General features: G+C 68.2%; 16 protein-coding genes. 6 read left to right on the forward strand and 10 right to left on the reverse strand.

What is annotated here, in order from left to right; translation table 11 throughout:
* The first annotated feature begins 3 nt into the window (after positions 1-3).
* Together murA and ACGHX3_RS04550 are read left to right on the forward strand one after the other, a co-directional pair.
* Positions 4-1,275 (forward strand): UDP-N-acetylglucosamine 1-carboxyvinyltransferase, encoded by a 1,272-nt coding sequence (murA, locus tag ACGHX3_RS04545; protein ID WP_162338423.1) that lies wholly within the window; start codon positions 4-6, stop codon positions 1,273-1,275.
* Positions 1,272-1,601, forward strand: coding sequence for an EF-hand domain-containing protein (locus tag ACGHX3_RS04550; RefSeq protein WP_394696548.1), 330 nt, complete (start codon positions 1,272-1,274; stop codon positions 1,599-1,601). The genes murA and ACGHX3_RS04550 overlap by 4 nt, the downstream gene beginning before the upstream one ends.
* Before the next feature lie 41 nt (positions 1,602-1,642).
* Here the strand turns inward: ACGHX3_RS04550 and ACGHX3_RS04555 are convergent, their stop codons facing one another.
* From ACGHX3_RS04555 to purM, 6 genes are read right to left on the reverse strand one after another with little or no spacing between them, the layout of a single operon-like run.
* On the reverse strand, positions 1,643-2,323 hold the full coding sequence (locus ACGHX3_RS04555; RefSeq protein ID WP_394696549.1) for a DUF3108 domain-containing protein: 681 nt from the start codon (positions 2,321-2,323) through the stop codon (positions 1,643-1,645).
* A gap of 22 nt (positions 2,324-2,345) precedes the next feature.
* Positions 2,346-3,035, reverse strand: a complete 690-nt coding sequence (locus ACGHX3_RS04560) for a DUF3108 domain-containing protein (RefSeq protein ID WP_162338421.1) — start codon at positions 3,033-3,035, stop codon at positions 2,346-2,348.
* 2 nt (positions 3,036-3,037) lie between these two features.
* Positions 3,038-3,754: a DUF3108 domain-containing protein gene (locus tag ACGHX3_RS04565; RefSeq protein ID WP_394696550.1), complete on the reverse strand. Its 717-nt coding sequence runs from the start codon at positions 3,752-3,754 to the stop codon at positions 3,038-3,040.
* Between the two features lie 16 nt (positions 3,755-3,770).
* The gene (gene purN, locus ACGHX3_RS04570) at positions 3,771-4,424 is read right to left on the reverse strand and encodes a phosphoribosylglycinamide formyltransferase (protein WP_394696551.1); all 654 of its coding nucleotides are present in this window, start codon (positions 4,422-4,424) and stop codon (positions 3,771-3,773) included.
* Complete coding sequence (locus ACGHX3_RS04575; protein WP_394696552.1) at positions 4,421-5,041, reverse strand: DUF2238 domain-containing protein; 621 nt, start codon at positions 5,039-5,041, stop codon at positions 4,421-4,423. Before ACGHX3_RS04575 ends, purN begins: the two co-directional genes overlap by 4 nt.
* 7 nt (positions 5,042-5,048) lie before the next feature.
* On the reverse strand, positions 5,049-6,098 hold the full coding sequence (gene purM, locus ACGHX3_RS04580) for a phosphoribosylformylglycinamidine cyclo-ligase (RefSeq protein WP_394696553.1): 1,050 nt from the start codon (positions 6,096-6,098) through the stop codon (positions 5,049-5,051).
* Positions 6,099-6,235: 137 nt separating this feature from the next.
* On the opposite strand from purM, the gene ACGHX3_RS04585 reads away from it, so the two are divergent.
* The 3 genes from ACGHX3_RS04585 to hda are packed head-to-tail and all read left to right on the forward strand — an operon-like array spanning position 6,236 to position 9,209.
* Positions 6,236-7,321 (forward strand): DUF2066 domain-containing protein, encoded by a 1,086-nt coding sequence (locus ACGHX3_RS04585; RefSeq protein WP_394696554.1) that lies wholly within the window; start codon positions 6,236-6,238, stop codon positions 7,319-7,321.
* A gap of 14 nt (positions 7,322-7,335) precedes the next feature.
* Complete coding sequence (locus tag ACGHX3_RS04590; protein WP_394696555.1) at positions 7,336-8,502, forward strand: AI-2E family transporter; 1,167 nt, start codon at positions 7,336-7,338, stop codon at positions 8,500-8,502.
* Positions 8,503-8,525: 23 nt separating this feature from the next.
* On the forward strand, positions 8,526-9,209 hold the full coding sequence (hda, locus tag ACGHX3_RS04595) for a DnaA regulatory inactivator Hda (RefSeq protein WP_394697241.1): 684 nt from the start codon (positions 8,526-8,528) through the stop codon (positions 9,207-9,209).
* Positions 9,210-9,212: 3 nt separating this feature from the next.
* Here hda and murU read toward each other — a convergent pair whose 3' ends face one another.
* Positions 9,213-9,929: an N-acetylmuramate alpha-1-phosphate uridylyltransferase MurU gene (murU, locus tag ACGHX3_RS04600; protein ID WP_313928631.1), complete on the reverse strand. Its 717-nt coding sequence runs from the start codon at positions 9,927-9,929 to the stop codon at positions 9,213-9,215.
* Positions 9,926-10,942 (reverse strand): phosphotransferase, encoded by a 1,017-nt coding sequence (locus tag ACGHX3_RS04605; RefSeq protein WP_313928630.1) that lies wholly within the window; start codon positions 10,940-10,942, stop codon positions 9,926-9,928. Before ACGHX3_RS04605 ends, murU begins: the two co-directional genes overlap by 4 nt.
* Positions 10,943-11,013: 71 nt before the next feature.
* On the opposite strand from ACGHX3_RS04605, the gene ACGHX3_RS04610 reads away from it, so the two are divergent.
* Positions 11,014-12,420 carry a mannose-1-phosphate guanylyltransferase/mannose-6-phosphate isomerase gene (locus tag ACGHX3_RS04610; protein ID WP_394696556.1) on the forward strand — a complete coding sequence of 469 codons (1,407 nt, stop codon included), beginning with the start codon at positions 11,014-11,016 and terminating at the stop codon, positions 12,418-12,420.
* Between the two features lie 11 nt (positions 12,421-12,431).
* Here the strand turns inward: ACGHX3_RS04610 and ACGHX3_RS04615 are convergent, their stop codons facing one another.
* On the reverse strand, positions 12,432-12,839 hold the full coding sequence (locus tag ACGHX3_RS04615) for a hypothetical protein (RefSeq protein ID WP_394696557.1): 408 nt from the start codon (positions 12,837-12,839) through the stop codon (positions 12,432-12,434).
* Between the two features lie 93 nt (positions 12,840-12,932).
* Positions 12,933-13,199, reverse strand: a complete 267-nt coding sequence (locus tag ACGHX3_RS04620; RefSeq protein ID WP_162338411.1) for a GlsB/YeaQ/YmgE family stress response membrane protein — start codon at positions 13,197-13,199, stop codon at positions 12,933-12,935.
* Between the last annotated feature and the right edge of the window lie 35 nt (positions 13,200-13,234).

Consider the following 13,234-nt stretch of genomic DNA (forward strand, 5'->3'; position numbering starts at 1 on the left):
GACATGCAGAAGATCATCGTCACCGGTGGCAACACGCTCAACGGCGAAGTCACCATCTCGGGCGCCAAGAACGCCGTGCTCCCCATCCTGTGCGCGACGCTGCTGGCGGACGCGCCGGTGGAGATCACCAACGTGCCGCACCTGCACGACGTGGTGACCACCATCAAGCTGTTGGGTGAGCTGGGCGCCGGCATCACCATCGACGAGGGCACGCTCGCCAAGGGGCGAGGCATCACCGTCGACCCGACCACCGTCAGCCGCTTCGTCGCGCCGTACGAACTGGTCAAGACCATGCGCGCGTCGATCCTCGTGCTCGGCCCGCTGGTCGCCCGCCATGGCGCCGCGGTGGTGTCGCTGCCCGGCGGCTGCGCGATCGGCTCGCGCCCGGTCGACCAGCACATCAAGGGCCTGCAGGCGCTGGGTGCCGAGATCACCGTCGAGAACGGCTATATCAAGGCGCGTGCGGCCCGCCTGAAAGGTGCGCGTTTCGTGTTCGACATGGTCACCGTGACCGGCACCGAGAACGTCATGGCCGCGGCCACGCTGGCCGAAGGCACCACGGTGCTGGAGAACGCGGCGATGGAGCCGGAGGTCACCGACCTGGCCGAATGCCTCAATGCGCTGGGCGCGAAGATCGAAGGCGCCGGCACCTCGCGCATCGTCATCCATGGCGTCGAGCGCCTGGGGGGCGGGCGCCACTCGGTGGTGCCGGACCGCATCGAGACGGGCACGTTCCTGGTTGCCGCGGCGATGACCGGCGGCAAGGTCACCGCGCGCAACGCGCGTCCCGACACGCTGGAAGCGGTGCTGGACAAGCTGACGGAAGCCGGCGCGAAGATCGAGACCACCGCCGACAGCATCACGCTGGACATGCAGGGCAAGCGTCCGAAGGCCGTCAGCCTGACCACCGCGCCGTACCCGGCATTCCCCACCGACATGCAGGCGCAGTTCATGGCGTTGAACTGCGTGGCGGACGGCGTGGGCGTGATCAACGAAACGATCTTCGAAAACCGCTTCATGCACGTCAACGAACTGCTGCGCCTGGGGGCGGACATCCGCGTCGAGGGCCATACCGCCATCGTGCGTGGCGTGGAGAAGCTGGGTGGGGCGCCGGTGATGGCGACCGACCTGCGCGCCTCGGCGTCGCTGATCCTCGCCGGCCTGGTCGCCAACGAGGACACCACGATCGACCGCATCTACCACCTCGATCGTGGTTACGAGAACATCGAGGAGAAGTTGGGCGGGCTGGGCGCGAAGATCAGGCGCGTGTCGTGAGCAGGCACGATCCCACGCTCTCCGGGATCCGCTCGCGCTTCCCGCTGCGGCGCAAGATCCTGTTGGGCATTGTGGTGGCGCTGCTCGCCCTGGTCGCGTGGCTCCACTACACCGGCTCGGCCGCGACGCACGGCATCACCACTCAGGACATGGACTGGAACGGCGACGGCACGGTGACGCAGGGCGAGATCGCGCAGGCCGTCTTCACCGTGGTGGTGGAACAAAAGCAGGACGGCAATCGCCAATGCAGCGCCTTCGCATGGCGTAACGGCAGCGGCACCATCCGCATGGATTGCAAGACGGTGTTCCAGCCCGACGCGGAATGAAGATGCCCGGCATCCGCCGGGCTTTTCCGTTCGCCCCCGGCTCAGCGCCAGGAGGTCAGCTGCAGGCGGAACACCTCGCTGCCGTCCTCGCGCTGCACGATACGGACGGGCGCAGGTACCCCAGCGGCGATCCACGCGGTGGTCTGCTTGCCGCCCGCGCTCTGCACCACTTTCGTCGTATCCAGCGCGCGGCCTCCCACGGTGATCTTCTCGCGGCCGGCGACGCGGTAGGCCATGGGCTTGGCCTTGCCGTTCTCCAGCAGTCGGTAGTTCATCGATGTGCGGCCGAAGCCGACATCGCGGACGAGCGCCAGGTTCACCAGCAGCGCATCCATGTCGCCGACCTGCATCGCCACCGGGCCTGCCCGCTGCGGCTTCACGTCGCCGGTCCAGCGCGCCTGCATGCCTTTCCAGTTGTAATGCGTGACGACCGATCGTGTCTTCATCAGATAGGTCGAACGGTCGCTGCCTCCCAACGGCCGATAGCGCCCTGCGGCATCCTCGAACACGGTGGCCTGGCTCAGGTTGGCCATCGCATTGCGGATGCCCATCGCGTAGGTCCAGCGGTTGCCCTGCTGCGAGAGCGACATCGAACCGCCCGCCGAGATCCCCTTGAAGGACGCATCGTACTGGGCGGTGAAGGGCTTCAGCGCATGCGCCGGAGCCGCCACCGTCGCGAGTGCGGCGGATGCGATGGCCAGCAGCGCGGACATCCTTGTCATGGGAGTTTCTCCGGAGGGATGGTCAGCGCCAGGACTTGAGGGTCAGGTCGATGGTGTCCTGGCCCTTCTCGCGTTGCAGGATGCGCGCCGGCACCGGCGCGTCGGCGACCACCCACACGATGGTCTGCTTGTCGCCATCGGTGCGCACGACCTTGGTGGCTTCCTGCGGCTTGCCGGCGATGGTGATGCGCTCCTTGCCGGCGATCTGGTAGTTCATCGCCTTGGCGCGGCCGTTCTCCACCATGCGGTAGGTCAGCGGCTTGCCGGCGGCCACGTCGCGCACGATGGCCAGGTTGACCAGCAGCGCATCCATGTCGCCTGCGGCCAGTTTTACCGGGCCGGCCCGGTCGGGCTTCACGTCGCCCGTCCAGGTGGCCTGCGCGCTGGACCAGTCGTAGACCGTGTTCACAGTCTTCTTCTTGATCAGCAGGCGCGAACTGTCGCTGCTGCTGAGCGGGCGCATGCGGCCGTCCTGCACATCGAAGACGGTCTTCTGGCTCAGGTCCACGGCCTGGTTGCGCACGGTCAGCGAGTACTGCCAGCGGTTGCCGGGCTGGGGCGCCACCGACATCTGGCCTTCGCCGACCATGCCCAGCGCGCTGGCGTTGTACTGCGCCGTGAAGGCTTCGACCGCCAGCGCGGGAACACTGGCGCCGGCCAGCAGTGCCGCGGCGAGCAGGAAGCGCGAGGAGGCGAGTGGGGTCGTCATCATGTTCAAGGGGCTCCTTGGTATTCGACCAGGCGAAGGTCCACGCCGTCCTGGCCGTTCTCCCGCTGCAGGATGCGCACGGGGGTGGGCACGCCGTCGGCGACCCAGAAGATGGTTTCGTCATTGCCGCCGTTGGCCCGGCTCACGCGCAGCGCGCTGTAGCTCAGGTCTTCGACGGTCACGGTTTCCGGCTCGGGCGAGACCACGTACTGGTACTCGCGGATCCGCCCGTTGTCCACCACGCGGTAATCCAGGTGCTTGCCCGGGGCGGCGTCGCGGATCACCGCCAGGTTCATCAGCAGGGCGCTCATGTCGCCCGGCTGCAAGGACAGCGGCGCGCGCCGGTCCTTCTTGATATCGCCCTGCCACTGCGCGGTACGGGCATTCCAGTCGTAGGTGCCGACCATCTTCTTGCCCATGAACAGCGCGTGCCGGACCGTGGCTTGGCTCAGCGGGCGGAACTGCCCGTCGACATTGTCGAAGACCGTGCTCTGTTCGATGTTGAGGCCCGCCAGACGTGCGAATCCGCGCGTGCCCTTCACGTTCAGGTCGATCTGCCATTGGCTGCCTGCCTTGGGCACGACCTTCATGCTGGCGCTGCCGGCCAGCTTGCCCTCGTTGTAGGCCTGGTAGCTGGCCACGAACGGCTCCAGCGCCCAGGCGGGCGCCACGGAACCGGCCAGGACCAGGCCGAGCAGCAGGGAGCGGAGGGGGAGGGTCATCGGGGCGAGGGTGGTGTCACAAAGCAAGACGGTCGGCCGAATCTAGGGACAGGGGATTTAATAACGGCTGACCGTGACAGCGCGTGATGTCGCCCTGTTCAGCCAGCTGGCCCTCGCTGGCCAGTCGAAGCACGGCCACCAGCAGGGCGTGCTCGCGGGGAAGCAACCGTGCGGCCAGCGCTTCCGGGGTGTCGTCCGGCATCACCGGCACCCGGACCTGGGCAACGACGGCGCCGGCATCCAGTTCAGGAATGACGAAGTGGACGCTTGCGCCGTGTTCGGCATCGCCGGCCTCGATGGCGCGGGCATGGGTGTGCAGCCCCCGGTACCTGGGCAGCAGCGAGGGATGGATGTTCAGCAGGCGGCCGCGGAAGCGGGCGATGAAGGCGTCCCCCAGGATGCGCATGTAGCCCGCGCACACCACCCAGTCCGGGCGGACGGCAGCCACGGCGTCCGACAGGGCCGCCTCGTAGGCGGCGCGGTCCGGAAAGGCGCTCGGGCGGGCGCTCCAGCGTCGCGACGCCGACACCTGCCGCAAGGCGGGGGCGGCCGGCTTGTCGGAGAACACGCCGACCACCTCGGCATCCAGTGTCCCGGCACCAATGGCTTGCAGGATGGCCTGCAGGTTGCTGCCACGACCCGACGCCAGCACCGCGATCCGCAGCGTCATGCCGTGGCTCCGTGGCGTTCTGCGCTGGCAAGTGGCCAGACAAGCAGGGCGCCCAGGGTCGCCAGCAGCATGTCGGCATGGGCGTCCCACACATCGCCCTGCTGCCCGTTGTACGACTCCGCCGCCTCGGGCGACATCGTCAGGGCGATGCCCCATTCGAGCCATTCGTACACCAGGCTGGTGCACATGATCAGCATCACCGCCAGCGTGAACGCGTGTCCCACCGACAGCGCCGGCCAGCGCTGCCGCAGCCAGTGCCAGATGGCGGGCGTGAAGCACACCCCGTACATCAGGTGGATGAAGCGGTCGAAATGGTTGCGCTGCCAGCCGAACGCCTCCGCCGGCGACCAGCCGGTCGCGGCCTGCAGCCATGCGTCGTAGGGCACGTACGAATACAGCCAGCGCGCCCCGATGCAGTGCGCCACGATGAAGCCGCAGATCAGCGCGAAGTGCACCGGCCGCAGCGGCCAGCGCCGGTCGTGCCACCACAGCCACGCCAGCCCGAGCACGGTCAGGCTGCTGTGCATGGCCTGTTCGACCGGCCAGCGCGGCGCGATCCAGCTGGCGCCGAAGACGGCCAGCGTCAGCCCGAAGGCGATCGCCTTGCTGCGCGGCATGCCGCGCTCAGCCGATGCGGACGCGTTCGCCGCCGCTGGCGGTGACGACTTCGCCGATCTGCCAGTGGGTCAGCTGCAGGCGGGCCAGGTCGGCCTGCACGGCGGTGAGCTGGTCCGGTGCGACCACCAGCACGAAGCCGATGCCGCAGTTGAAGGTGCGCCACATCTCGGCGTTCTCTACCGCACCTTCGCGCTGCAGCCAGTCGAACACCGGCGGCAGCGCCCACGCGCTCGCGTCGATCTGCAGGCCCAGGCCGTCGGGGATCACGCGGATGATGTTCTCGGTCAGGCCGCCGCCGGTGATGTGCGCCATGCCATGCAGGTCGTGCGCCTGCAGCAGTTCCAAGATCGGCTTCACGTACAGCGTGGTAGGCGCCATCAGTGCGTCGGCCAGCGGCACGCCGCCCACGTCGAGGTCGGCCGGACGTCCGGCGCGGTCGTAGATGCGGCGGACCAGCGAATAGCCGTTGGAATGCGGGCCGCTGGAGGCGATGCCGACCAGCACGTCGCCGGCGCGGACCTTGTTGCCGTCCAGCAGGCGCGACTTTTCGACCGCCGCGACGCAGAAACCGGCCAGGTCGTATTCGCCCGGGCCGTACATGTCGGGCATCTCGGCGGTCTCGCCACCGATCAGTGCGCAGCCGGACAGTTCGCAGCCGCGGGCGATGCCGCCGACGACGGCAACGGTGGTGTCGACGTCGAGCTTGCCGGTGGCGAAGTAGTCGAGGAAGAACAGCGGCTCGGCGCCCTGCACCAGCACGTCGTTCACGCACATGGCGACGAGGTCGATACCGATGGTGTCATGGCGGCCCAGCTGCTGGGCCAGCTTCAGCTTGGTACCCACGCCATCGGTGCCGGAGACCAGCACCGGCTCGCGGTACTTGCCGGACAGGTCGAACAACGCACCGAAGCCGCCCAGTCCGCCCATCACTTCCGGCCGGAAGCTGCGCATCACCAGCGGCTTGATGCGTTCGACCAGCTCGTTGCCGGCGTCGATGTCGACACCCGCGTCGCGATAGGTCATCGGGGTGGGGGTGGAAGGTGTCGGCTGGGTCACGGGCGGTCGTCGGTGGGGCAAGAGGCGTGATTTTAATGGAATCGGCACGCCGAGCGACCGTCCTGAACGGGTGCCGTTGGCGGTATCGGGTCATTCGGGCAACAATTCACCGGGTCTGTAGAGCTCAAGGACGCTCGATGCGCCGGATCCCAGGTATCGCACTCGCCACCGCCCTGCTGGTGGCGGCACTGACCACGACGCCCGCCGTGCAGGCGCAGTCCGGCCTGCGCACGGAAGGCGATGCGGTCTCCGCACGCGGGCTGTACGAGGCGGAGGTGCCGGTCAACGGGCAGGGCGAGGCGGAGCGGCAGGGCGGCTTCGCGCGCGCGCTCGGCACCGTGCTGGCCAAGCTGTCGGGCGACCGCGCGGCGATGTCGCGTCCCGGTGTCGGCGCCGAGCTGCGCAATGCCAAGGATTACGTGGACGGCTACGACTATCGCCAGGACCAGGGCACCTCGGCGACCGGCGCACCGACGTTCCGCACCACGCTGGTGGTGCGTTTCGACGAAGACCAGGTCAACGGACTCGCGGGCGCGCTCGGCCTGCCGGTGTGGCCGCAGCCACGCCCGAAGCCGGTGGTCTGGCTGGCGATCAACGACGGCAGCGGCCCTCGCCTGGTGGGCTTGCCGCAGTCCAACGCCGCGCGACCGCTGCTCAACCGCGCGATCGAGCGCGGCTACGGGCTTGGCCTGCCGGCCGGCGGCGCGGCGGAACAGGCGCTGGTCGGCGCGATCTGGCGCCAGGACACCGCCGCCGTCGCCCGCGCATCGGCGCGCTACAGCCCGCCGATGCAGCTGATCGGCAAGCTCTACCGCAACGCCAAGGGCGGCTGGACGGCGGACTGGGTGTTCGTCGACGCCGGCAAGGTGCTGGCGACCTGGTCGGTGACCGACGCCGACGCGCGCCGCGCCATGGCCTCCGGTGCCGACGGCACCGCCGACGCACTGGTGAAGCGGTACGGCAAGCGCGGCAGTGCAGGTCCGGCCGGCACCTATCGCGTGCTGTTCACCGGCATCCGCAGCACCGACGATTACCTGCGCCTCACCGGACACCTGCAGAAGATGGCCGTGGTCCGCCGCATCACGCCGGTGCGCGCCAGCGGCGACGTGCTGGAGCTCGACCTGGAACTGGTCTCGGGCCTGGCCGGCTTCCGCCGCACCATGGGCGACGAGGCTCCCTTCACCGGCGGCGAAGGCGAGCCGCCCGCCTACCAGATGCGCTGACACAAGGACGCTGCATGGATCTCTCCACCACGCCGGCCGGTACGCTGGCCCGCCGCTGGCAATGGTTGCTGATCGCCCTGATCGTCGGCTGGCTGATCTGGTTGCTGGCGCCGGTGCTCACGCCGTTCGTCTGCGCGGCGCTGCTCGGCTGGCTGGGCGATCCCTGGGTGGACCGTCTGGAGCGCAGCGGCCGTTCGCGCACGACGGCGGTCGTCCTGGTGTTCACGCTGATGACGCTGCTGCTGGTCCTCGCGCTGGTCCTGCTGGTGCCGATGATCGAGCGGCAGGTCGTCACGGTGGTCGAATCTTTGCCGGCCTACCGCGACTGGTTCGTGGAAAAGGCGCTGCCCTGGGTGGAACAACGCACCGGGCTGGAACTGGTGGCGTGGCTCGACCCGGATCGACTGACCGAATGGATCCGCAGCCACTGGCAGCAGGCAGGTGGCGTCGCGGCCACGCTGTTCGGCTATTTCTCGCGCTCCGGCTTCGCGGTGATGGCCTGGGTGGCCAACCTGGTGCTGCTGCCGATCCTGACGTTCTACTTCCTGCGCGACTGGGACCTGCTGGTGGAGCGCATCGCCGCGCTGGTGCCGCGCGATCACATCGCCACCGTCAACCGGCTGGCATTGGAGTCGAACGAAGTGCTGGGCGCGTTCCTGCGCGGGCAGTTCCTGGTGATGCTGGCGCTGGGCGCGATCTACGCCATCGGCCTGTCGGTCGTGGGCCTGAAGGTCGGCCTGCTGGTCGGCATCATCGCCGGCTTGATCAGCTTCGTACCGTACCTGGGTACCGCGACGGGCATCGTGCTGGGCGTGATCGCGGCGCTGGTGCAATCCGGTGGCGACTGGTCGCTGGTGGCGCTGGTGATGGGCGTGTTCGTGGTCGGCCAGATGCTGGAAGGCTATGTGCTGACGCCGCGCATCGTCGGCGACCGCATCGGGTTGCATCCGGTGGCGGTGATCTTCGCCATCATGGCCGGCGGGCAGCTGTTCGGGTTCCTCGGCATGCTGCTGGCGCTGCCGATCGCGGCGATCGCCAACGTACTGCTGCGGTTCGCGCACGAGCGCTATACCCAGAGCCGTCTGTATGCCGGCGACCGGCCGTCGATCGTGCTGGACTCCTACATCGACAAGGGCAGCGTCGAGCAGGCGGCGCCGCGCGCGGACTCCGAGACGCCGTGAGCCGCGACGAGCAGGGCGCGGGCCTGGGTCCGCAATTGCCGCTGGCGCTGCGGTATCCACCGGACCAGCGCTTCGACAGTTTCATCGCTCCCCCGGAGGGCGCATTGCCGGCGTTGTCGGCCTTGGCGACCACGGCAGGTGCGGACTGGGTGTACCTGTCCGGCGCGTCGCGGACCGGCAAGACCCATCTGGCGCTGGCGGTCTGCGCCGCGACCGAGCAGCAGGGCAGGCGTGCCGCCTACCTGCCGCTGGCGGCGGCAGCGGGGCGCATGCGCGACGCGCTCGATGCCCTCGAAGGCCATGACGTCGTGGCGCTGGACGGACTGGACGCGATCGCCGGTGCGCGCGAGGACGAAGTCGCGCTGTTCGACTTCCATAATCGTGCCCGGGCCTCGGGGTTAAACGTGCTGTACACCGCGCGCGGCATTCCCGACGACATCGGCCTGGTACTGCCGGATCTGCGCTCGCGCCTGCAGCAATGCCTGCGCCTGGTGCTGGATCTGCTCGACGACGAAGGGCGGCGTGAGGTGCTGCGAGACCGCGCGCAGCGGCGCGGCCTGGTGCTGGAGGATGCCGCGCTGGACTGGCTGCTTACCCGCACCGACCGCGACCTCGGTGCGCTGGTCGTGTTGCTGGACCGACTGGACCGCGCATCGCTCGCGGCGCAGCGCAGGATCACCGTGCCGTTCCTGCGGCAGGTGCTGTGAAGGTCAGCGCGAAGCGTCGTTCGCGAGTTCCCGGTCCAGTTCCGCCAGGCGCTCGGGCGTGCCCACGTCGGTCCATCGACCTGGCAACCGTTCACCGGTGATGCGGCCTGCCCCCATGCCCGCATGCAGCAACGGCAGCAGCGGAAAGCGCGGTCTGCCACTTGCGGTCTCGCGGATCTGACCCGCGGCGTGCTGCTGCCAGTCGTCGAGCAGGGCGGGGCGGTAGATGCCGAGCCCTGCATAGGTCAATCGGTGTTCGCCATCCCGGTGCAGCACGCCAGCGTCATCGAGCGCGAAGTCGCCGCGCGGCGCGAACGCCGGCGGATCCACCAGCGCCAAGTGCGCCAGCCCTTTCGGCTCGCGCGGCAACCGGGCGAAATCGAAGTCCGTCCAGATATCGCCGTTCACCAGCAGGAACGGCGCCTCGCCGAGCAGCGGTCGCGCATTGAGCATGCCGCCGCCGGTTTCCAGCGGCGTGTCGCCTTCGTGCAGGTAATGCAGCCGAAGACCCCAGCGTGCACCGTCCTCGAGCACGACAGGAAATCGGTCGGCGAGCCAGCTGGTGTTGATCACGACGTCCTCGACGCCCATCGCCGCCAGCTTCTCCAGGTGCCAGACGATCAACGGCTTGCCGCCGGCTTCGATCAGCGGCTTGGGCGTGTGGTCGGTCAACGGGCGCATGCGCTCGCCGAGGCCTGCCGCGAAGACGAGTGCCTTCATGCGATTTCACCGCGAGCATGCAGCACGGGCTTGATGCGGGCATCGAGCAGGGTGCGTAGTCCGGCCAGTTCCGGGTAGCGCGGCAGCACCTCGTCCAGGTAGCGGATGAACCGTGGTACGTCCGGCAGGTAGCGGGTCTTGCCGTCGCGGTAGTGCAGGCGCGAGAAGATGCCAAGGATCTTCAGGTGCCGCTGGATACCCATCCAGTCGGCATCGCGCAGGAAGATCTTCAGTTCCGGCACGGGTACGCCGGCGCGCGTCGCACGGGCGTGGTAGCGCGCGAGCCAGCCATCGACGCGTTCGATCGGCCAGCTCAGGAACGCATCCTTGAACAGGCTCATCGCATCGTAGGCCACCGGTCCGCGCACGCAGTCCTGGAAGTCCAGCACGGCCGGACCCGGCGTGATCGGCATCAGGTTGCGCGGCATGAAGTCGCGATGAGTCAGCACGCGCGCCTGGTTCAATGCGTTGTCCATCAGCCGGCGCTGCGACAACTCCAGCGCTTCGATTTCGCCACAGTCCAGCGTCAGCCCCAGGTGTCGGCGCAGGAACCATTCGTCGAACAGTCCTGCATCGCGCTGCAGAAGTGCCTCGCCGAACTCGCCCATGTCGTCCGGTGGCGTGATGGCCTGCAGGCGCAGCAGCTGTTCGATGGCGGCGTCGAACCAGGTGTCGGCGTTATCTTCACTGATCACGTGTGCCAGCGTCGGGCCGCCAAGATCCTCGAGCAGCAGAAAACCGAGTTCGGTGTCGATGGCCAGCACGTCCGGCACGCGCACGTCGCCACTGAGCAGCAAGTCGCGCATCGCCAGCCACGGGCGCACGTCCTCAAGCCCGGGTGGGGAATCCATCACGATCCGTCCCGGGCCATCGCCCAGCGATCGCCAGTAACTGCGGAAACCGGCATCCATAGAGGCGCGTTCGAGCTGCGCATACGGGTCGCCGAGCGCGCCGCGCGCCCATTCCAGGCGCTGGGCTCCCCGTCCGGAAGGGTCCTGAATCGTCGGGTTCATGCAGTGGCGGCCACGCGAAGGCGATAAGGGCTACAGGGTAAACTGGCGCCCTACCGACTTGCGAGGCTTGCATGGCCAAAATCCAACCTGTGCTGCTGTCAGGCGGCTCCGGAACACGTCTGTGGCCGCTCTCGCGTGAGGCCTATCCCAAGCAGTTCCTGCCACTCGCCGGCGACGACACCATGGTGCAGGCGACATGGCGTCGCGTGGAGGCCATCGCCGAACTCGCCCCCATCGTGGTCGCGAACGAAGAGCACCGTTTCCTGGTCGCCGAACAGTTGCGGCAGATCGGTGCGCCGGTGCCCTCCATCCTGCTGGAACCTGTCGGACGCAATACCGCGCCGGCGATTGCCGCCGCGGCGTTGCAGGCGATGGTGGACGGTGCGGATCCACTGCTGCTGGTGTTGCCGTCGGATCATGTGGTCCGCGACGTGACCGGTTTCCAGCGCGCCATACGCGACGCGTCCCCCACTGCGGAGGCGGGTGCGCTGGTGACGTTCGGCATCGTGCCCGACGCGCCCGAGACGGGTTTCGGCTACATCCAGGCCGAGGCAGGCGACGGCCTGCGCAAGGTGTCGCGCTTCGTCGAGAAGCCCGATGCCGCCACCGCGCAGTCGTACCTGGATGCGGGCGGTTACTACTGGAACAGCGGCATGTTCCTGTTCCGCGCCAGCCGCTACCTCGAAGAACTCGCGCGCTTCCGCCCGGACATCGTCGACGCGGTGCGTGCAGCGCACGCGGCTGCGCGCCACGACGGCGATTTCGTGCGCCTGGACAAGGCTGCGTTCGCTGAATGTCCGTCGGATTCGATCGACTACGCGGTGTTCGAGAAGACCGAGCAAGCAATGGTGCTGCCGGTCGATATCGGCTGGAACGATGTCGGCAGCTGGTCTGCGTTGTGGGATGTCGCGGATCGAGACGCCGATGGCAATGCGCACCATGGCGACGTCATCGCCGTGGACACCCGCAATAGCTACGCCTACGCGCAGCGCCTGGTCGCGCTGGTCGGCGTGGACGACATCGTGGTGGTCGAGACCGACGACGCCGTGCTGGTCGCGCGCAAGGATCGCGTGCAGGAGGTCAAGCAGGTGGTCGCGCAGCTGAAGAAGGAACAGCGCAGCCAGGCGATCCTGCACCGTGAGGTGCATCGTCCGTGGGGCAGCTACGACTCCGTCGACAACGGCGGGCGGCACCAGGTGAAGCGCATCAAGGTCAAGCCGGGCGCTTCGCTCAGCCTGCAGATGCACCACCACCGCGCCGAGCACTGGATCGTGGTCAGCGGCACCGCCAAGGTCACACGCGGCGACGAAACGCTGCTGCTGTCGGAGAACGAGAGCACGTACATCCCGCTGGGCGTGAAGCATCGCCTGGAGAATCCGGGCAAGGTGCCGCTGGAACTGATCGAAGTGCAGTCGGGCAGCTATCTGGGCGAGGACGACATCGTGCGCTTCGAGGATGTCTACGGCCGCAGCCAGTAAGCGGGCTGCGGTCAGGGCGCGGAGGTCACGCGTCGCCAGACCTCGCGCTCGACGCGCTTGCCGTCTTCGAAGCACTCCAGCGTCCAGGTGTTCCCTTCGAGCGTGTAGCTGAAATGGTAGTTGCCGCCTTCGACCACCGGGTAGGACGCCATCTGTGGCGTCTCCACGTAGGTGTCGGCACCGGCGGTGAACGTGCCCGAGCCCCCTGCCCAGAAGCGCCCGTCCTGCGTGGTGGTGAAGGAGAAATGGCCATCCGCGAGCAGCTTGGTGCCCTGCAGTTTCAGGCTGCCGTAGTCCTTCTCCTGGCCCTGGTCGTCGACGTAGCTGCCGGAGTCGAGGCGCCACGCTCCATCGAGCGGAGACGCGGCCAAGGCCGGGCCGACGAACAGGCAGGACATCACCGCCAGGAGGCGTAACACGGTCGGCATTGTCGAGCGCACGGAAAGTCCTGGCAGCAGTGGAAAAAGAATGCCCCCGACAAAGGGGGCATTCGATGGCATGGCACGCGACCGTCAGCGCTTCTTCTTCACCATCGCGTAGATCACCAGCAGCACGATGGCGCCGACGACGGCGGCGATGAAGCCGGCCGGTTCACCCGGACCGTACCAGCCGAGCTGGACGCCGACGAAGCGCGCCAGCAGCGCGCCCAGGATGCCCAGCACGATGGTCATGAAGAAGCCGAGCTTGTCGTTGCCGGGCTTGAGCGCCCGCGCGAGCAGGCCGGCGAGGAAGCCGATCAGCAAGGTCCAGAGAATACCGCCGCCAAAGATCTGTTCCATCGAAACACTCCGGTTGGGAAGGTGTGGGGCGAGGC

Source organism: Pseudoxanthomonas japonensis, assembly GCF_043632995.1.
Classification (GTDB): domain Bacteria; phylum Pseudomonadota; class Gammaproteobacteria; order Xanthomonadales; family Xanthomonadaceae; genus Pseudoxanthomonas_A; species Pseudoxanthomonas_A japonensis.

Coding starts and splice junctions, on each gene's coding strand:
- ACGHX3_RS04610 (WP_394696556.1), top strand. CDS start 11,014: ATGGCCAAAATCCAACCTGTGCTGCTGTCAGGCGGCTCCGGAACACGT.
- ACGHX3_RS04605 (WP_313928630.1), bottom strand. CDS start 10,942: ATGAACCCGACGATTCAGGACCCTTCCGGACGGGGAGCCCAGCGCCTG.
- ACGHX3_RS04565 (WP_394696550.1), bottom strand. CDS start 3,754: ATGACCCTCCCCCTCCGCTCCCTGCTGCTCGGCCTGGTCCTGGCCGGT.
- ACGHX3_RS04620 (WP_162338411.1), bottom strand. CDS start 13,199: ATGGAACAGATCTTTGGCGGCGGTATTCTCTGGACCTTGCTGATCGGC.
- ACGHX3_RS04575 (WP_394696552.1), bottom strand. CDS start 5,041: ATGCCGCGCAGCAAGGCGATCGCCTTCGGGCTGACGCTGGCCGTCTTC.
- murA (WP_162338423.1), top strand. CDS start 4: ATGCAGAAGATCATCGTCACCGGTGGCAACACGCTCAACGGCGAAGTC.
- ACGHX3_RS04590 (WP_394696555.1), top strand. CDS start 7,336: ATGGATCTCTCCACCACGCCGGCCGGTACGCTGGCCCGCCGCTGGCAA.
- purN (WP_394696551.1), bottom strand. CDS start 4,424: ATGACGCTGCGGATCGCGGTGCTGGCGTCGGGTCGTGGCAGCAACCTG.
- murU (WP_313928631.1), bottom strand. CDS start 9,929: ATGAAGGCACTCGTCTTCGCGGCAGGCCTCGGCGAGCGCATGCGCCCG.
- ACGHX3_RS04555 (WP_394696549.1), bottom strand. CDS start 2,323: ATGACAAGGATGTCCGCGCTGCTGGCCATCGCATCCGCCGCACTCGCG.
- ACGHX3_RS04560 (WP_162338421.1), bottom strand. CDS start 3,035: ATGATGACGACCCCACTCGCCTCCTCGCGCTTCCTGCTCGCCGCGGCA.
- ACGHX3_RS04585 (WP_394696554.1), top strand. CDS start 6,236: ATGCGCCGGATCCCAGGTATCGCACTCGCCACCGCCCTGCTGGTGGCG.